18 protein-coding genes are annotated in these 17302 nt (G+C 66.7%); 2 read left to right on the top strand and 16 right to left on the bottom strand.

Going from position 1 to position 17302, the window contains the following annotated elements; all coding sequences use genetic code 11:
- Positions 1-14: 14 nt before the first annotated feature.
- The 8 genes from DQG17_RS20345 to DQG17_RS20310 form a co-directional block, all read right to left on the bottom strand.
- Entirely contained in the window at positions 15-794 is a 780-nt protein-coding gene (locus DQG17_RS20345) for a Pnap_2097 family protein (protein ID WP_116134714.1), read from the bottom strand.
- The gene (locus tag DQG17_RS20340; protein WP_116134712.1) at positions 794-2065 is read right to left on the bottom strand and encodes an MSMEG_0569 family flavin-dependent oxidoreductase; all 1272 of its coding nucleotides are present in this window, start codon (positions 2063-2065) and stop codon (positions 794-796) included. The genes DQG17_RS20345 and DQG17_RS20340 overlap by 1 nt, the downstream gene beginning before the upstream one ends.
- A gap of 11 nt (positions 2066-2076) precedes the next feature.
- Positions 2077-2364, bottom strand: a complete 288-nt coding sequence (locus DQG17_RS20335) for an MSMEG_0570 family nitrogen starvation response protein (protein WP_116134786.1) — start codon at positions 2362-2364, stop codon at positions 2077-2079.
- Positions 2357-3337 (bottom strand): sll0787 family AIR synthase-like protein, encoded by a 981-nt coding sequence (locus DQG17_RS20330; protein WP_116134711.1) that lies wholly within the window; start codon positions 3335-3337, stop codon positions 2357-2359. Before DQG17_RS20330 ends, DQG17_RS20335 begins: the two co-directional genes overlap by 8 nt.
- Positions 3334-3885 carry an MSMEG_0567/Sll0786 family nitrogen starvation N-acetyltransferase gene (locus tag DQG17_RS20325; protein ID WP_116134710.1) on the bottom strand — a complete coding sequence of 184 codons (552 nt, stop codon included), beginning with the start codon at positions 3883-3885 and terminating at the stop codon, positions 3334-3336. Before DQG17_RS20325 ends, DQG17_RS20330 begins: the two co-directional genes overlap by 4 nt.
- A complete protein-coding gene (locus DQG17_RS20320; protein ID WP_198666226.1) occupies positions 3882-4985 on the bottom strand; it encodes an MSMEG_0568 family radical SAM protein in 1104 nt (367 codons plus the stop codon). The genes DQG17_RS20325 and DQG17_RS20320 overlap by 4 nt, the downstream gene beginning before the upstream one ends.
- Before the next feature lies 1 nt (position 4986).
- On the bottom strand, positions 4987-5967 hold the full coding sequence (locus DQG17_RS20315; protein ID WP_116134708.1) for a Nit6803 family nitrilase: 981 nt from the start codon (positions 5965-5967) through the stop codon (positions 4987-4989).
- Between the two features lie 67 nt (positions 5968-6034).
- Positions 6035-6517: an MSMEG_0572/Sll0783 family nitrogen starvation response protein gene (locus tag DQG17_RS20310; RefSeq protein ID WP_116134707.1), complete on the bottom strand. Its 483-nt coding sequence runs from the start codon at positions 6515-6517 to the stop codon at positions 6035-6037.
- Positions 6518-6782: 265 nt separating this feature from the next.
- Between DQG17_RS20310 and DQG17_RS20305 the strand changes: the two genes are divergently transcribed.
- Positions 6783-8150, top strand: a complete 1368-nt coding sequence (locus DQG17_RS20305; RefSeq protein ID WP_116134706.1) for a PLP-dependent aminotransferase family protein — start codon at positions 6783-6785, stop codon at positions 8148-8150.
- 11 nt (positions 8151-8161) lie between these two features.
- On the opposite strand, the gene DQG17_RS20300 is transcribed toward DQG17_RS20305, so the two are convergent.
- Complete coding sequence (locus tag DQG17_RS20300; protein WP_198666225.1) at positions 8162-8536, bottom strand: DUF983 domain-containing protein; 375 nt, start codon at positions 8534-8536, stop codon at positions 8162-8164.
- A gap of 520 nt (positions 8537-9056) precedes the next feature.
- Here DQG17_RS20300 and DQG17_RS20295 point away from each other — a divergent pair.
- Positions 9057-9938, top strand: a complete 882-nt coding sequence (locus DQG17_RS20295) for a LysR family transcriptional regulator (RefSeq protein ID WP_116134705.1) — start codon at positions 9057-9059, stop codon at positions 9936-9938.
- Positions 9939-10027: 89 nt separating this feature from the next.
- Here DQG17_RS20295 and DQG17_RS20290 read toward each other — a convergent pair whose 3' ends face one another.
- The 7 genes from DQG17_RS20290 to DQG17_RS20260 form a co-directional block, all read right to left on the bottom strand.
- A complete protein-coding gene (locus tag DQG17_RS20290) occupies positions 10028-11137 on the bottom strand; it encodes a calcium:proton antiporter (protein ID WP_116134704.1) in 1110 nt (369 codons plus the stop codon).
- 374 nt (positions 11138-11511) lie between these two features.
- Complete coding sequence (locus DQG17_RS20285) at positions 11512-12264, bottom strand: SDR family oxidoreductase (RefSeq protein ID WP_116134703.1); 753 nt, start codon at positions 12262-12264, stop codon at positions 11512-11514.
- Between the two features lies 1 nt (position 12265).
- Positions 12266-12820 (bottom strand): DUF3833 domain-containing protein, encoded by a 555-nt coding sequence (locus DQG17_RS20280; protein ID WP_116134702.1) that lies wholly within the window; start codon positions 12818-12820, stop codon positions 12266-12268.
- 2 nt (positions 12821-12822) lie between these two features.
- Positions 12823-14070 carry an MFS transporter gene (locus DQG17_RS20275; protein ID WP_232829520.1) on the bottom strand — a complete coding sequence of 416 codons (1248 nt, stop codon included), beginning with the start codon at positions 14068-14070 and terminating at the stop codon, positions 12823-12825.
- Positions 14063-15220, bottom strand: a complete 1158-nt coding sequence (locus DQG17_RS20270) for a cyclopropane-fatty-acyl-phospholipid synthase family protein (RefSeq protein WP_116134701.1) — start codon at positions 15218-15220, stop codon at positions 14063-14065. Before DQG17_RS20270 ends, DQG17_RS20275 begins: the two co-directional genes overlap by 8 nt.
- A complete protein-coding gene (locus DQG17_RS20265; RefSeq protein ID WP_116134700.1) occupies positions 15217-15972 on the bottom strand; it encodes a DUF1365 domain-containing protein in 756 nt (251 codons plus the stop codon). Before DQG17_RS20265 ends, DQG17_RS20270 begins: the two co-directional genes overlap by 4 nt.
- Positions 15969-17270, bottom strand: coding sequence for an NAD(P)/FAD-dependent oxidoreductase (locus DQG17_RS20260; RefSeq protein ID WP_116134699.1), 1302 nt, complete (start codon positions 17268-17270; stop codon positions 15969-15971). Before DQG17_RS20260 ends, DQG17_RS20265 begins: the two co-directional genes overlap by 4 nt.
- Positions 17271-17302: the final 32 nt, after the last annotated feature.

Genomic DNA, 17302 nt, shown 5'->3' with positions numbered 1-17302 from the left:
AATAAGCGCACCGTCTAGGAAGCGACACGGGTTCGCACAGATCCAAGCAGATGCTCTCCCGCGACCAGCAGAACACAGTCCGACGCGGCCCGCGCGGAAATGGTCTCGCCGGTGTCGAGATTTCCCAGATAGACGACCTCGCGCGAAAGCAATGGCGCCTGCGCCGGTTGCGCCATTTCGGCAGCCCGCGAGAAGGTGGGAAAATAGAGCAGACCGGCGGCGTTGAAATCGTGCGCCGGCACCGGCGTGTAGCGCGCCAGTTCGGGCGCCGTCGCCGGGGCAGGGCGCATGCGCCGGGCGCAGACCCTTGCGCTTTCGTGAAACCCCGCAAGACCGGCGGGTGCCGGCGGCAGCGCCCGCAACCCGGGCAGCCGGTTGCGCAGCAGGCGCCGGTTGGAGCCGCTTTCGTCGTGGCTGAGAAAGCAGCTGATCATCGACAGCCGGCCAAGGCATCCCTCCGGCCCGAAGAGGTGATGCACCGACCCGATCCGGTGCGGCGCAACCTGGTGGAGCGTCGAGACGATCTCGAGGCTTGCACCGAGGCGCGCGTCGCGATGCCGTTCGAGATGCAGCGAGGTCGCACAGAAGGCGGCATAGACCGGGCGCCCGGTGTCATCGCGAAAGGCGGTCCCGCTCAGGCCGCTGGCCTCGGCGATCAGCTCCCAGTGACGATCGCCCAGATGGCGCAGCAGCCATGGCTCCGACAACCCGAACGGAGAGAGCTGCATCATGCCCAGGCGCAGCGCTTCGCGGCGTTCGGGCACGGGGCAGGGGTGCGGCCGCAGCGCCAGCATCAGGCGGACACCGCTGCGACGAGCTGGGCCGCAATCTGATCGGCGAGGTATCGGCTGTCTTCCTCGATCCCGAGAAAGCGGCCGGACCCCCAGGTGTTCAGCCAGCCGAGGCCGATGAAATGCAGCCCCGGATGCCCGGTCACGCCGCGGTTGAAGACCGGCTTGCCGCGGGCGTCGAAGACGTCGGCCTCGATCCAGGAATAGTCCGGCCGGAACCCGATGGCCCAGAGAACCGAGGTGATGCCCGAAGCGGCAAGGTCGAGGGTCGTGCGTTCGACCTCCGGGGACCAGAGCTTGGCAAAGGGCGGCTCCTCCGGGGCGTCGATCCCCTCCCGGGCGATATAGGCATCGATCTGCTCGCGGATCCCGACATAGGAGCGGTCGGCGTCGTCGAGGTTCCGTGTCAGATCGGGCAGGAAGGCGACCTCGCTCCCTTGCATCCCCGCGAGCGAGCCATAGAGCTCGACGCCATGATCGACGTGATACCGGCGCAGGTCGATCTCTTTGCCGCCGTCGCGCCCGGACATGAAGTGGTTGGTCTGGGTCATCGCCTTCACCGGGTCGGGATGGCTGTCGATGGTGATGGCATAGTGTCCGGCATCGTACAGCCAGTCCGTGGCATCGCGCCCGCGATACTTGCGCGGGCTGCGCGGCGCGGGGCCGACCGCCAGATGCACGTCGCGGCCGGCACGAATGAAATCCTCCATCAGCTGGACACCGGACTGCCCGGTGCCGACGATCAGCACGCCGCCGTCCGGAAACTGGCCGACATTGCGGTAGTCGACCGAATGCATCTGGAAGATCTCGGGCGAGAGGTTGCGGGCGTAATCGGGTTCGATGGGCGCGTCGTAGCCGCCCGTGGCGATGACGACCTGATCGCAGACCCAGTCACCGATCGAGGTTTCGACGGCAAAGCCGCCCTGCGCGCGGGGCGCCACGCGGGTGACCTCGACATGCTCGTGAATGTCGGGCTCGAAGCGCGCGGCGAAGGCGTCGAGGTACTCGGTGATCTCGTCTTTCAGCATGAAGCCGTCGGGATTGGTGCCGCCATAGTCGCGGTCATAGTGGAAGTCCGGCAGACGGCACTGCCAGTTCGGCGTCACAAGACAGAAGCTGTCCCAGCGGTTCACCCGCCAGGAATGGAATTTCTCGTGCCGCTCGAAGATGACCGAGGCGATCCCCTTCTGCTCCAGGCAATAGGCGGTGGAGAGACCGGCCTGCCCGCCGCCGACGATCACGACGGGGATATACGGTGTCTGGGTGTCTTTCATCGTCTCTGTCCTCATTGTGAGATGTCCAGGCAGGCGATTTCGGCGCCCTCCGGATCCTCGATGCCCGCGATGCGCGTCTCGATTCGGTCGAGTTGCTCCATCGCCGATGTGCAGGCGAAGCCATATTTGCGTTGGACCCGGTTCGAGGCGCGCTCCATCGCGACCCGCGCCCGCCACAGGAACTCGGGCACCGGGTAGCGGCGGCCGGGCTGGAACATTTCGGCGACGACGCTCGAGGGCGAATAAAGCTTTTCTTCGGCGCCATCGGGCCAGCGGACGGTCCAGAATGTTTCAGGCACGGCGGTCTCCAAGGTCGAGATAGGGGGTTTTGGCATGGTCCCAGAACAGGGCGCGGCCGGTCCTGTCGGCGAGCGACACTGCGGACCCCCGGGCGACCTGCCCGATTGCGCAGGCCTCGATCCCGCGCGCGCAGAACCGGGCACAGACCGCATTCGCCTTTTCCGGGTCGACCGACAGCAGAAACCCGAAGCTCGGGAAGCTGCGCAGCCAACGGTCCATCGCAACGCCCCTTGGAAGCGAAATGCTGGAGAGGTCGATGTCGATCCCGACGCCGGAACACTCCGCCAGCATCAGCGCGGTGCCGGCGATGCCGCCCTGGCTGATGTCCTTTCCCGCGCGCACCAGCCCGGCCTCGGCCAGGTCTGGCAGCAGGGCGAGATCACCGCGCAACCGGTCGTGCGGCGCCTCGGCTGCGGCGAAGAAGTTGTCGAAATTGCGGTACGCGCCCCGGTGGTCGATCGCCGCCAGCAGCAGATCGCCCGGCCGGGCATCGAAGCTCGAGATCACCGCCTTGGCGCGGCCCAGCACCGTGGCGGCAAGTCCAAGCTCGCCTGCGGCGAAATTCGTGTGCCCGCCGACAAGCGGCACGCCATAGGCGGCCGAGGCATCGCGCAGCCCCGCCATCATCGGCGCGGCGGTTTCGGCATCGGGCGCCCAGATCTGATCGACGATGGCGGTGGCCCGTCCGCCCATGGCCGCGATGTCCGACAGATTGACCATCACCGCACACCAGCCGGCGAACCAGGGGTCGTCCCGGACAAAGGCGGGGATGAACCCCTCGCCCGCCAGCAGATCGTATCCCGCAGGCCCGGGCAGGACCGCGGCGTCGTCGCCGGGGCGGCCGTCGCTGGACGCCGTCAGTCCAAGCGCCCGGGTCGCCCGCGCGATGCCGAGTTTCGAGCGGATCGAGGGATGATCCCGCAGGGCCGCGGCAAGCGCCGCGACGGCAGAAGGCGTCCCGGCAAGGTTCATCGGCCCGTCCCTCTGGCCCGCGGGCGGTGATACCATCCGGCCACCGGATCGGCGCAGGGCGGGTAGTGGGCCAGATCCGCCTGCATCCGCATGTGGGGCGCGCCATGGATGGTCACCGGCTCCAGCGGATGCCAGTGCAGGCGGCGGAACAGCACCACGTTCTGCATCTGCACATGGGCCAGAAACCGCGTGCAGCCCCGCGCGTTTGCGGTCGAAACCGCCAGACGGATCAGCTCTGCCCCGAGCCGGCCCACGGCGCGAAACTCGCTGTCGACCGCAAGGCGCGAGCCCCACCAGACGCCCGGCGCTTCCTCGTGGACGCGCACGGTGCCTACGACCTGATCGGCTTCGTGCGCATAGGTCGACAGCGCCACCAGATGGGTGGCGATCAGGTCGATCTCGTCCCGGTCGTGGGTCGGGAAGATCCGCTGCTCCTCGACAAAGACGCGGCGGCGCAGGATGGCGGCCCCCTCGGCCTCGAACCGCTTCGAGGCGGCGCGGATGTAGTAGCCCGGGCAGGCGAACTGGCGCGGCTCGCACTCGATCATGCCGGCACCCGCAGCTTTTCATAGGTGGACAACGCCGAACAGGCCCCGCATTTTCCGCAGCCCGCCTTCATCTCGGCCGACCGGATGCCCGCCGCGACGATCATCTGTCCCAGCGGCCGCAGGATCGAGGCCATGAACGCGGTCGAGGGCGCCGGGTGGCTTTCCAGCGGCGTGCCCGAGATCGGCACGAAGGGAACAACGAAGGGATAGACCCCGATGTCGCAAAGCCGCTGCCCCATCTCGAGGATGGCCTCGCGCGTGTCCCCCAGCCCGGCGAGGATATAGGTGGAGACCTGCCCGCGCCCGAAGACCTTCACCGCCGCCTCGAAGCTGGAGAAATACTTCTCCAGCGGCACCGATGCCTTGCCCGGCATGATCCGTTCGCGCACCTCGGGCGTCACCGCCTCCAGATGCATCCCCAACGTGTCGATCCCGGCATCGAACATGGTCTGGTGCCAGACGTCGTCCTCGGGCGGTTCGCACTGTCCCTGCAGCGGCAGGTCGACCGCGGCCTTGATGGCACGGGCGCTCTCGGCCAGCACCCTGGCGCCGCGATCCTTGCCGGCGGGCGTGCCGGTGGTCAGGATCATATGGGTCACCCCATCGAGCTCCACGGCGGCTTTCGCGACCTCGGCCAGTTGCTCCGGCGTCTTGTGGGCAATGGTGCGCCCCGCCGCGAGGCTCTGCCCGATCGAGCAGAACTGGCAGGTCTTCTTGCGGCTTTCATAGCGGATGCAGGTCTGAAGCACCGTCGTCGCCAGCACGTCCCGCGAGTGGAGCGTGGCGATATGGCTGTAGGGAATGCCGTCGGCCGTCTTCAGCCGATAGAACTTCGCCCGGGTCGGAAAGCGGATCTCGCCGACCTCGACGCCATCGCGGGTCAGCCGGGCCAGGCCGGTGGCATCGGGCGCCTCGGCCAGAAACGGGCTGTCGAAACTCGGCGCCGTGTGAACCGGCACCATCACCGTGGTTTCGCCGAGGGTCACGGCCTTGTGGTCCGACGGGCCCGCACCGCCGCGGCGGCTTTCCTGCCCCACCCGCGGATCGATCATCCGCATGCCGTGGGTCTGCAGCGCATTGATCAGATCGGAATGCGACATCTCAGGCATCCTGCGCATCCTCCGCCGCTTCGAGGTCGGGCAGCGGCGCGGCCTCGATCACATGGCGCGTGGCGGCGGGCCGCGAATCGTGAACCAGACTCAGAAGCTCCGGCCGGGCGTAATGGCCGACGCTGTCCATCATGCGTTTGCGCTTGGCGACCAGCTTCATGTCCAGATCGGCGATCAGGATGCCTTCGCGGTCGGTCAGCGGTTCGGCCAGATGCCGCCCCTCGGGCGAGATGATGCAGGTCATGCAGCCGCTGCGCAGGCCCTTTTGCAGCGTGGCGTCGGGGTGGATCTGCGCGATCTGATCCTCGGTCAGCCAGCCCGTCGCATTGACGACAAAGCAACCCGATTCCAGCGCGTGATGGCGCATCGTCACCTCGATCTGATCGCGGAAGATGTCGCCCACCAGCGAGCCCGGATAGTGGCCCGCGTGGATCTCCTCGTGCTGGGTCATCAGCGCGTAGCGGGCAAGCGGGTTGTAATGCTCCCAGCAGGCCAGCGCGCCGACGCGGCCCACCCGGGTCTCGACAACCTTGAGCCCGGCGCCATCGCCCTGCCCCCAGACCATGCGCTCGTGATAGGTGGGGGTGATCTTGCGGCGCTTGAGCGCCAGCGTGCCGTCGGCGTCAAAGACAAGCTGCGTGTTATAGAGCGATCCGTGATCGCGCTCGTTGACGCCCAGCACCACGACGATGCCGCGCCTGCGGGCGGCATCGGCCACGGCCTGCGTCTCGGGCGAGGGCACGACAACCGCCTCCTTCATCAGTTCGAGATGCGGCGCGCCCTGCTGCATCGGCGGCAGCACAAAAGAAAAATAGGGGTAGTAGGGCACGAAGGTCTCGGGGAACACGATGAACTGCGCGCCCTTGTCGGCGGCTTCGGCGATGGCATTCAGCACCCGTTCCATGGTGCCGGCCCGCCCGGTCAGATCCGGCGCAATCTGCACCGCGGCTGCTCGGATGATGTCTGTTCGCATGAAACCACCATTGGCTCGCGTTTCTGAAAGCGGCCGGACCGGACAGCGCGGCCGGTCCGGCGAGGGGTCAGACCGTCCAGGTATCGAGAATGACCGCGTTGGCCTTCTTGTGCAGGAGGATGCAGTCGAGCACGTCCTGCGGCGCGATCGGCGTGATGCCGGGCAGCAGCGAGGGCTCGCCATGGCCGTAGAGCGCCTGGAGCGCAAACCGGCAGGCATAGACCTTGCCGCCCTCGCCCATGAACTTCTTGAGGTTCACCGCAAAGTTCTGGTGGCCCGGAAAGGCCTCGTCCCCGAGCGTCGGGAAACCGCGCTGAATGCCAAGGGTGACACCCGGGCCATAGAGCAGGATCGAGGTCTCGTAGCCCTTGCGGTTGAGGCGGATCGCATTGAGGATATTGACCAGCCCGATCGAACCCTCGAAGGCGACGGTATGGAAGGTGACGAGCGCCTTTTCGCCCGCCTCGGCCTTGACGTCCTCAAAGACCTTTTCCTCGTAGTTGACGAAGAAATCTCCGTCCTTGTGCATTTCCTTGGTTACAGCCGGCATCCTTGCGCTCCTTGTCACAGTGTGGGGCGACGATGCGGACGGCGCATTGATCGAATCAATATCCAGTTTAATCTACATACAATATTAGCATCAATACTGCAGACATTTGGTGCAAAATTCAGCATGACCCTAGGGAACCGCTCGGAATGTTAGCGCTTTATGTGCGGTGGAACGGCACCAGTCGCGGGCGTTTTGACGCGATACATACAATCTGCCTTCAATTGACAGAATCAATCCGCTAGGCAGGCAGCGCAGGAGAGAGACGATGAAGACCTGGGTTCCCGAGCTGACCGAAAGCGGCAAGCCGCACTATCTTGCCATCGCCGACGCACTCGCGCGCGACATCAGCGAGGGAAAGCTTTCGGGCGGTGAGCGTCTGCCGCCGCAGCGGCGGCTCGCCGCGACGCTGGGCATCGACTTCACCACGGTCTCCCGCGCCTATGCCGAGGCGCACTCCCGCGGACTGGTCGACAGCCATGTCGGGCGGGGGACCTTCGTTGCGCAAAAGGCGACGGCGTCCGCCTCGGATCCCGAGCGACGGCGCGCCGAAGACCTGTCGATGAACATGCCGCCCGAACCCACCGACCCCGAGCTTGTGGGCCGGATGAAGGAAGGGCTCGGCTATGTCTCGGCCAACCTGGTCGATCTGCTGCGCTATCAGTCCCCCACCGGAACCGAGCGCGACCGCACCGCCGCCTCGATCTGGCTCAGCCTGCGCGGCATGGTTCCCGCGCTGGAGCGCGTGTCGGTCACACCCGGGGCCCATGCCACCATGGCGGCGGTGCTGTCGATCATCGCCAGACCGGGCGACACGGTTCTGTGCGAGCGCATCACCTATCCCGGCATTCGAAACCTGGCGGCCCGTTTCGGCGTTCAACTCGTCGGGCTCGAGATGGATGAGAAAGGGGTGACGCCCGAGGCCCTGCGCGACGCGATCGGGCGTCACGCGCCGAAGGCGCTCTATCTGAACCCCACGCTGCAGAATCCGACCACCCTGACCATCCCGGAAGACCGCCGTCTCGAACTGGCCGCGGTGCTGCGCGCCGAAAGGCTCACGCTGATCGAGGACGATGCCTATGGTTTCATCCCGATGCGCGCGCCCGCCCCCATCGCGTTGTCGGCGCCCGACCTGACATGGCATATCGGCGGGCTCGCCAAATGCATCGGCGCCGGGCTGCGCCTGGCCTATACCGTCGCGCCCTCGGCCCGCTGCGCCTTCCGGCTTGTGCAGGCGATCCGGGCGCTTTCGGTCATGCCCTCGCCCCTGTCGATGGCGCTGACGACCCAGTGGATCGAGGACGGAACCGCCGACGGGATCCGGCGCTTCATCCGCGCCGAAACCGCCGCCCGACAGGCCATTGCGCGCGAGGCGCTGGACGGGATCCAGTTCGCCGCCGCCGAAAACGCCTTCAACATCTGGCTGACCTTGCCCGAGGGGATCGGCCGCGCCGATGTCATCGCCCGCATGGCCGGGCGGCAGCTGGGACTGATGCCGTCGGACGCCTTCACCGTCGAGGGCGCGCCCGGCGAGAAGCTGCGGGTGTGCCTCGGCGGCTCGGTCTCGCGCGAGACATTGCGCGAGAACCTTTATTTCCTCGGCAACGCGCTCTCGCCCAACACGTTCATGGGCTGACGCCCCGGCCTTCAGAAGCCGTGCATGCCCTTGCTCCACTGAAGCGCGATGAACGCGCCCTTGATCGGCGGCAGCAGTGCCAGCGCCAGAACCGTCGCCATGGTCGACATCGTCAGCGCCAGCAACAGCGGGTTGTCCCGCATGTAGCCGAACATCACCGGCAGGGTGAAACCGACGATGTGGCAGACGATCAGGATCACGAGATAGGCCGGACCGTCGTCGGCCCGCTGGGGCGAGAAATCGAGCCCGCAGCAGTCGCAGCCGCCCGCAACCCTGATATAGCCGCGAAACAGCCTGCCCTCGCCGCAGCGCGGGCAGCGCAGCCGTGCGCCACGCCGCAAGGCGGAATTGAGGTCGCGGTCTTCGATGGCGAGGCCGGTGGTCATTGCGTTTTCCTTTTCAATCGCGCGGTCCATTCGACGCGCGCAGCGCAAGGGCAGGGGCGGGCGCGGGGTGACAAGCGGTCGGCGCCGCATACCGCCACCCCTGCGCGGGGGCGGCGCGGACAAACTGGGGGAGGAATGGCATGGCGGCGGACATCGGGGCGCTGAGTCTGGTTGCGAGGGTTTCAGTCAATACTCACATTGACTGGATTCAATTTACTATCAAAAAACAAGTCAATGATCAATACATCTGTGGCGTCGCAGCCGCGCGACACCGCGAGAGCCCGCCCTGAAACTGCGCAACCGCCTGTTCTCAAACGACAATCGGCGCCGCGGCGGCCGCCGCCCGGCGATGTCCTCGGCACCGGATCCGCGCGACCTGCCGGGTCGAGGCCGCGCTCGACGGTTGACGCAGGCAGGCCATGGGAAACGCCCGGGCCATCTGTTGCCGGCAGTTTGCGCTGGTGCAGGCATGAACAATCGCTAGGTTTTTAAAACGTCATTTACCATCACGGGACGAATAATGAATCTGCGCGAGCTGGAGCTTTTCGGCACCCTGATGCGGGTCGGCACGACCATCGAGACGGCGCGCGTGCTTGGCCTGTCGCAGCCCGCGGTCAGCGCGCAGATCAAGCGGCTGGAGGCCAATCTGGGACTGCGGCTGTTTCAGCGCGAGGGCAACCGGCTGGTGCCCACGGCCGAGGCGCAGGCATTGTTTGCCGATGCGGTGCCGATCTTTGCGACCCAGGCGCGGGTGAATGCCAGCGTGCGGTCGCTGCAGCAGCAGGACACGAAGACGGTCACGATCTCGGCCACACCGGCGATTGTCGAGGGGTTCCTGTCGGTCAGGCTGGCGCAGGCCGGGTTTCTTGGCTGGAAGCGGCGGCTGCGGCTGTGGGTGACCGAGCCCGAAACCGATGTGCGCAGCGGCCGCGCCGATTTCGGCATGCAGATGGCGTTTCCGGCCAAGGCGGATTTCCACGCCGAGACGCTGATGACGGTGCCGCTGGTTGCGGTGATGCAGGCCGGCCATCCGCTTGCGCGGGAAGAGACGCTGTCGCTTGCCGATCTCGCGGGGTCGGAGCTGATCGCCTATGATCCGGCATGGTCGCCGATGGGGGATGCCATCCGCTCGGCCTTCCTGAAACACCGGCTCGCCTATGTGACGGCCTGCGAGGTGCCGTTCTGTTCGACCGTCTGCCAGCTGGTCGAGACCTGCGGCGGCGTCGGCGTGATCGACCGTCTGACCGCGCAGGCCATTCGCTCGCCCGATCTGGTCGTGCGGCAGGTGCGGCATCTGCCGTCGGTGCCGCTGGTACTGTTCTCGGGCCGCGACCGGCCGCTGCGCGGGGCGGCGCAGGAACTGATCCAGGTGCTTCGCGAAAGCTCGCGCACCGCGGGGTAGGCGGCGCCGCGGCGGGACGCACAGCCGCGGCGTGTAATGATAGTTATGTAAAATCCGACGATGCGGCGCGCCTCGGTGCCGGGGCCGGTCTAGGGATTGACCGCCAGCACCAGAAATACCGCGAACATGACGATATGCACGAGGCCGAGCAGCACATTGGTGCGCCCCCCCGAAAACGTCAGCACGCTCAGAAACAGCGTGGTCGCCAGCAGCACAATGTCACTGTCGTCGAGCCCGAGGATGATCGGGTGCCCCGTGAGCAGACCGATCAGCAGCACCGTCGGAATGGTCAGGCCGATGGTCGACAGCGCCGAGCCGAGACAGATGTTGACCGACCGTTGCAGCCGGTTGGCGCGGGCCGATTTGAAGGCGCTGACAGCTTCGGGCAGCAGCACGAGCGAGGCGATCAGGATCCCGCCGATGGTCGCCGGCGCCCCGAGGACCGCGATGCCGTAATCCACATAATTCGCCAGTTCTTCGGCCATCACCACGAAGGGAACCAGAAGCATGACCAGAAAGGCAAGGTGCGTCAGGGTGCTGCCTTTGCCATGTGGCGCGGGGTGATCGGGCTCCGGCTGATGCGCGTCTGGATGAACCGGATCCTCGAAGAAGGACCGGTGGCGCATCGTCTGCAGGGCAAGAAACACGCCATAGAGCAGCACCGTGAACAGCGCAAAGGCAATGGATTGCGGCGCACTGAGCGACGCATCGGCTGTGGACACGGTGAAACGCGGCAGGATCAGCGGAATGACGGCAAGCGGCAGGATGACCGACAGGTAGGACCGCGCACCCTCGAGGTTGTATTCCTGCCGGCCATGCGCAAGGCCGCCGACCAGCAGCGAGGTGCCGACCATCGCATTCAGCACGATCATCAGGACCGAGAACATGGTGTCGCGCGCCAGTGTCGGGTTGGTTTCGCCGGTGGACATGATCATGGCGATCAGCACGACTTCGATCGTGACGACCGAAAGCGTCAGAAGAAGCGTTCCAAACGGCTCTCCCATCCGTTCCGCCAGTTCGTCCGCATGTTCGATGGCGGTGAACGCGCAGGTGCCCATCGTGACCAGCAGCCAGAGAAACAGCAGCAGACCGGTGAGTAACCCCGCCGAATGGTCAAGCCAGCTTTCGCCATAAACCGTGAAGGCTGCTGCGGTTGCGACCCCGCCGGCCAGCACCAGACCCGACCTGACAATGCTCATGTCTCAAATTCTCCGGATAGTGGGCGGCAAGGGACACGTGACCTTCGGTCTGCCCGGCCTGCCGCCTTCGGTGGCGTTCCCGAATCGAAAAGGTCCGGCGACCCGGGCAAGGCAACATCGCTGCAGACCATGAAGGTTTTATAGCCCGTCCCGCATGTTTCCATCAGGCAGCCGTGTCGGGACACAGGTCCCCCGGACGCCTTCGGACGTTGTGCACGACGCCGGGGACCGCCGCGAAACGCCCATTGCGCTGGCGTCCCTGTGGCGGGCATGGCGTCAGGCGGCCGTCGGGTTTGATCTGTCCGGTCATCGGTTCGAGGGGGTAACGCAGTCGCAAGAGCTTGGCAATTGGTCTGGTTCCGGCCCGGTCCCGGTCATTTCGCGGTGCCGGACCGCCTGGCCTTGCCCAGGATCAGGCGCTGGAACAGGCGCGGCGGCAACAGCGCGCCCAACCGGAAGACCCAGGCGAACGGCACCGGATAGCTGGTCGAGAACCGGCCGGAGCGCAGGGCGGCAACCACCTGCCGGGCGGCCTCTGCGGGCTCCATGATCTGGGGCATCGAGAAATCGTTCTTCGCGGTCAGACGGGTGCGGATATAGCCGGGGTTGGCGCGCTGCACGATCACGCCGGTGCCGCGCAGATCGGCCAGCATGTCTTCGGCAAGGTGCATGATCGCGGCCTTGCTGGCGGCATAGCCGATGGCGCCCGGCAGACCGGCAAAGCCCGACAGCGAGCCGATCAGCATCAGCCTGCCCTGCCCGTCCCGCACCATTTGCGGCACCACATGGCCCAGCAGCCGCAGCGCCCCGGTGAAATTCACCTCGGCCATGCGGGCTGCGCCCTCCGGCTCCCACGCGGCGGCCGTCATCGGCGCGTAGTATCCCGCCGAATAGATCAGACCGTCCACCTTGCCCGCCGCCGCGACCGCCTGCGCCACCGACCCGGCATCCGTCACGTCCATCGGCAGCGCGCGGGCATCGCCAAGACGCCCGGCAAGCCGGCCAAGCTTGTCGCCGCTGCGCGCCGACAGCAGCAGGGTTGCCTTTTCGGCGTCGAGCGCCTCGGCGATCGCCTCGCCCAGACCGTCGCTCGCGCCGACGATCCACCATGTCTTGCCCGCGAACATCTCAGCCGGCCGGACGGATCGTGGCGACAAGCTCGGCCACCTTGATCCCGAACTTGCGCATCTCGGACTTGTTCAGGATCGTGCCGTCGGGTGCGAGATAGAGCCAGTCGGTCACGTCGAGCGTGTGGCCGCCCGCGCTCTCGGCCAGTTTCAGGCGATAGCGCATCTGCAGCGTCGCGCCCGAGACCTCGCCCCTCGCCTCGCCCACGATGTCCGAGGCGGTCGCGGTAAAGCTGTTCGGCCCGGTGTCGACGATGTGCCACTCGCGGTTCTGGGTCTCGCCGTCGGCATAGGTGAATTCCTCGGCGAGCGTCCCGCCGGTCTCGGTCCAGGTCCCCACCATCCTGGCGGTAAACCGCGACGCGACGCGCCCGTCGGGGCCATAGATGATGCCCTCGGACATCATCTCGCCGCCCAGAGTCGTGCGCGGATCGAAGGCGGGCGTGGTCCCGGCATAATCCTTGGGCGACTGGGCGGAAAAGCTGAAGGCGAAGCGCTGCAGGCTGAGCGCGAGCAGCACCAGCACCGCGATGGCAAGAAGGATCTTGAGTGTCATGGTCAGACCTCGTCAGTTAGGCGAAGGACAAGCCATATCGCCGGCAGTTTCAGGAAGAGCGGCAGCAAGGCATAGGCCGCCGTCAGAAGGGCGAGGACCGCGGCGGAATTCGCGCCGCCGGGCGTGTAGCCCGCAAGGTGAAGCGTCGGCAGCAGGATGCCGGCCGCGAGCGCAAGGGCGAACTTGTTCGCAAAATTCCAGGCGCCAAAGCCAAGCGCCGCTGGCAGGTCGGCCGATGCAAGCGTGGCCGAAAAGAACGCCGGCAGGATCACCATCTCGGCCCCAAGCGCTGCCCCCGAGGCAATGGTGATGAGGCCGAAGGCCACCGCCGCGCCGGGCGGCAGCATCGCGGTCCCGCCAAAGGCCGCAATCGCCAGCACCATCGCGACCAGTAGGACCCGGCGCGGGCCGAAATGCGCGGCCAGCCGGGACCAGAGCGGCGCCGTGGCCCCGGCCGCCACGAAGAACATCACCAGAAACACGCCGGCCAGATCGGGCAGGCCGAGCTTGTCATCGACAAAGAACAGAAACAGCGTCGCCGTCACCGCAACCGGCAGCGCGTTGACAAGGCTCAGCACCAGCAGATGCCGCGCCCGCCCGGACAGCAATTGGCGATAGGAAACCTCCGTCTGCACCGGGACCGGGCCCTGCCACAGCGGCGCCCCGGCCCGGATCACCAGCGGTGCGGCCAGCAACGCCACGGCGCCCAGCAGGACATACCCGCCCCGCGCGCCCAGCAGATCGCCACCGACCTGCGGCAGGATCGCGGCAACGACGATCCCGATCAGCATCCCGGTCTCGCGCCAGCCGGCCAGGCGATAATGTTCCGTATCGCCCCCCGCGGCGGCATTTGCGACGCACTGGCTGTAGAACAGGATCATGCCAAGGCTGTAGGCCGTGAAGACCAGGATCAGCCCCAGCACGAAGCCAAAAAGCCCCGGCTGCAGCGCGAAAACCCACATGAGCCCGCCGCCAAGTGCCAGCAGCGACAGCGCGGCCAGTTGCCCGCGCCGATCCGGCAGCCGCTGTGCGAGCCAGCCCAGAAACGGGTCCTGCACGAAATCCATCACCCGGATGCCAAGCAGCACGATCCCGACGGTCGCCAGCGGCAGGCCGATCTCGGCCGCGAACATCGGCAGGTGGATGTAAAGCGGTATCCCCGCGCTGGCCAGAAACATTGCCACCACGGCGGTGCGCAGGCCCAGCCGGTCCCGGTCCGGCGGCGCCGCCAGAAGCACCGCTTCAGGCATGGACCAGCTCCACCTGCGCGACGCTGGTCTGCCCGGTCGCGAACGAGGCGGCGCAGATCTCGAGATAGTAAAGCCAGCTGCGCAGGAACGCCCGGTCGTGACCGAGCCCGAGGATGCGCGCGCTTTCCTGGCGCAGACGATCCGCCCAGGTCCGGCAGGTGCGGGCGTAATCCGTGCCGAAGTCAAAGCTGTGGCGCACCGTCAGGCCCGCGCGCCGTGCCTCTGCCGCGATCACCGCGTCCGACAGCAGCATGCCGCCCGGAAAGGTATGGTGGCGCACGAAATCCGATCCGCGGCGATAGGTGTCGAAATACTGGTCCTGCACCGTGATCGCCTGGATGACCGCCTGCCCGCCCTCGGCCAGCCGGGATTTCAGCGTCGCGAAATAGGCCGGCCAATAGCGTTCGCCCACCGCCTCGATCATCTCGATCGACACGATGTTGTCATAGGTTCCGCGTGTCGCGCGATAATCCTGCAGCTCGATCCGTGCCCGCCCGTCGAGCCGCGCTTCGGCCCAGGCCTTTTGCAGGGGCGAGACCGTGATGCCGGTAACCCGCCGCCCGGCCTCGGCCGCCAGTTCGGAAAACCCGCCCCAGCCGCAGCCGATCTCGAGAACGCTTTCGCCAGAGCCGAGGCGCGACAGGATGCGGTTGTTCTTGCGCGCCTGCGCCCGCTCCAGATCGTCGTCGTCCTCGGTGAACAGCGCCGAGGAATAGGTCATCGAGGGGTCGAGCCAGAGCTGATAGAACTCGTTGCCGACATCGTAATGCGCGCGGATGTTGCGCGCGGCCCCGTTGCGGGAATTGGCCCGGACCAGCCGGTCGACCAGCCGGAATTTCAGGTTCGACCAGAGCGAGGGATAGGCATAGCCCTGCAGCGCCTCGAGGTTCAGCAGCGCGACCGTCGTCACCGCCTCGACCGAGGTGGTTTCCCACAGACCGGCGACATAGGCCTCGCCAAAGCCGATATCGCCCCGCGCCGCGGTCGCAGTGATCGCCGCCCAGTCGTGCAGCACCATGTCGGCCTCGGGCCCGCCCTGGCCGAACCTGTGGTGCGTCCCCTCGGGCGTGGTCAGAAAAAGCTGGCCGTGCCGGATGCCCTCGCAGCTTTGCAGAAAGTCGCGGCGGACGCGGGATGTCAGATAGGTCATCGGGTGATCTCTTCGATTGGCGGTTCGGGCCGGGTGCGGTATCGGGCGCCCTTCAGTTTCAGGCGCAGCGCCTGCCAGTAGATCAGCGCAATGGTGCGGGCCGCGCCGAAGGGCCGGCGAACCAGCGCGCCAAGGACCGAGCGTTCGGTCAGCGGCACGATGCGCCCGCTCAGCGTCGCGATCAGGGTTTCCGGTCCGTTCGTCAGATCGATGCGGATCGCGACGCGGTTGTCGGGAAAGGCAAAGCTGAAGGTATAATCCCCGGCGATTTCCTGAAACGGCGAGACGTGAAAGACCTTGTGCGCAACGATCCGGTCGCCCGGCGTGATCGCGGCGAATTCGGGCAGCGCACACAGGTAGCAATGCCTGTCGCCGAAGGTGTTGTTGACCTCGGCAATGACGGCGATCAGCGCGTCCCCCTCGAACCGCAGCCAGAAGCTGACCGGGTTGAACACGTATCCCAGAAACCGCGGCTGGGTCAGCAGCATCAGGCGGCTGTCGGCTCCGCGCTGCAGCCCCGCGGCCGACAGCACCTCCCAGGCCCAGTCTGCCCCGCGCCCGCCCCTGGGCGGCCCGCCGTGGTCGCGGTCGAACACCGCCAGCAGGTTGCGCCGGTTGCGCGAGAACAGCCGCGGGCCCTGGCGTTCCTCGGGGTCGATCAGCACATAATCGACCGCATGGGAAAAGCTGTGGCGCTGCGCGCCCTGGCGGACATGGGTCGTGTTGCCGATCAGGTGGCCCGGGGCGCTCATGCCGCCACCTGGCGGCGCGGCGCATAAAGCCGTGTCAGCGCGCGGGTGACCCGCCGGGCCGAGGCGATGCCGTCCTCGTGGAACCCGTGCCGCGCCCAGGCCCCGGCAAACCATGTGTTGCGCTGTCCCTGCAGGGCCGCGATGTCATCCTGCGCGGCCATCGCGGCGCGGTCGAACACCGGATGGCGGAACACCACCTCGTCATAGATCAGATCCTCGGCAATCGGCCGCGCGGGGTTCAGCGTCACGAACAGCGGGTCCTGTTCGGGGATGTTCTGCAGCCGGTTCATCCAGTAGGTCACGCCAACGCCCTTGCGGCCCTGACGGGTATCGGCCTGATAGACCCAGGCCGACCAGCAATCGCGCCGCCGCGGCATCTGCCGGGCATCGCGGTGCAGGAAGGTGTGGTTGTCCTGATAGCGGATCGCCGACAACGCCGCCTGCTCGCCCCGCGACGGCATGTCGAGCATCCGCAGCGTCTGGTCGGGATGGGTGGCGAAGACGATGTGATCGAAGGCAGGTTCGGGCCCGTTGGCGGTTTTGACGATGACTTGCCCGTCGCGGCGCTCGATCGCCTGAACCGGGGTGCCGGTGCGCAGGGCGGCGCCGCGTTCGCGCAGCACCGTTTCCAGACGGCGCACATATTCGCGGCTGCCGCCCGTGACCGTCCACCACTGGTGCTGTCCGGTCGCGCTCATCAGCGCATGGTTGCGGAAGAACCGCACCAGCGGCCGTGCCGGAAAGGCGTGGATCTCGTCCGCGGGGGTGGACCAGATCGCGCCGCAGATCGGCAGCAGGTAATAGTTGCGGAACCACGCACCAAGCTTGAGCCGGTCAACCAGCTCTCCGACCGAGATATCCTCGATCAGAACCGCCTGCTCGGCGCGCGCGTTGAACCGCGCGATGTCGCGCAGCATGGCCCAGAACCGCGGATCGCCGAGGTTGCGCTGCTGGGCGAACAGCGCCTTCAGCGACTGCAGCCCGTATTCCAGCCGCCCGCCGTCGATGGTGGCGCCAAAGCTCATGCAGCTTTTCTCGATCGGGACGTCGAGGTCGCGAAACAGCTGCGTGAGATGCGGATAATTGGCGAAATTGAACACGATGAAGCCGGTGTCCACGGGCTGCGCGCCATCGCGCCCGGCCATCACCGTGCGCGCATGCCCGCCAAGGCGCGCCTCCGCCTCGAAAAGCGTCACATCGGCATCGGCCGAAAGATCGAACGCGGTGGAAAGGCCGCTGATGCCGCCGCCAACAACGGCGATACGGGGACGAAACCTGATGTTCTGGTCGAATGGCACTGCCAACCCTCCGAATTATAAATGGTTTACGT

Source organism: Tropicimonas sp. IMCC34043, from assembly GCF_003390845.1.
Lineage (GTDB): Bacteria > Pseudomonadota > Alphaproteobacteria > Rhodobacterales > Rhodobacteraceae > Tropicimonas.
The sequence above is the reverse complement of the archived record's forward strand: the minus strand, read 5'-3'. Positions and strand labels throughout refer to the sequence as shown.

Coding starts and splice junctions, on each gene's coding strand:
- DQG17_RS20345 (WP_116134714.1), bottom strand. CDS start 794: ATGCTGGCGCTGCGGCCGCACCCCTGCCCCGTGCCCGAACGCCGCGAA.
- DQG17_RS20340 (WP_116134712.1), bottom strand. CDS start 2,065: ATGAAAGACACCCAGACACCGTATATCCCCGTCGTGATCGTCGGCGGC.
- DQG17_RS20330 (WP_116134711.1), bottom strand. CDS start 3,337: ATGAACCTTGCCGGGACGCCTTCTGCCGTCGCGGCGCTTGCCGCGGCC.
- DQG17_RS20325 (WP_116134710.1), bottom strand. CDS start 3,885: ATGATCGAGTGCGAGCCGCGCCAGTTCGCCTGCCCGGGCTACTACATC.
- DQG17_RS20320 (WP_198666226.1), bottom strand. CDS start 4,985: ATGTCGCATTCCGATCTGATCAATGCGCTGCAGACCCACGGCATGCGG.
- DQG17_RS20315 (WP_116134708.1), bottom strand. CDS start 5,967: ATGCGAACAGACATCATCCGAGCAGCCGCGGTGCAGATTGCGCCGGAT.
- DQG17_RS20310 (WP_116134707.1), bottom strand. CDS start 6,517: ATGCCGGCTGTAACCAAGGAAATGCACAAGGACGGAGATTTCTTCGTC.
- DQG17_RS20305 (WP_116134706.1), top strand. CDS start 6,783: ATGAAGACCTGGGTTCCCGAGCTGACCGAAAGCGGCAAGCCGCACTAT.
- DQG17_RS20300 (WP_198666225.1), bottom strand. CDS start 8,536: ATGACCACCGGCCTCGCCATCGAAGACCGCGACCTCAATTCCGCCTTG.
- DQG17_RS20295 (WP_116134705.1), top strand. CDS start 9,057: ATGAATCTGCGCGAGCTGGAGCTTTTCGGCACCCTGATGCGGGTCGGC.
- DQG17_RS20290 (WP_116134704.1), bottom strand. CDS start 11,137: ATGAGCATTGTCAGGTCGGGTCTGGTGCTGGCCGGCGGGGTCGCAACC.
- DQG17_RS20285 (WP_116134703.1), bottom strand. CDS start 12,264: ATGTTCGCGGGCAAGACATGGTGGATCGTCGGCGCGAGCGACGGTCTG.
- DQG17_RS20280 (WP_116134702.1), bottom strand. CDS start 12,820: ATGACACTCAAGATCCTTCTTGCCATCGCGGTGCTGGTGCTGCTCGCG.
- DQG17_RS20275 (WP_232829520.1), bottom strand. CDS start 14,070: ATGCCTGAAGCGGTGCTTCTGGCGGCGCCGCCGGACCGGGACCGGCTG.
- DQG17_RS20270 (WP_116134701.1), bottom strand. CDS start 15,220: ATGACCTATCTGACATCCCGCGTCCGCCGCGACTTTCTGCAAAGCTGC.
- DQG17_RS20265 (WP_116134700.1), bottom strand. CDS start 15,972: ATGAGCGCCCCGGGCCACCTGATCGGCAACACGACCCATGTCCGCCAG.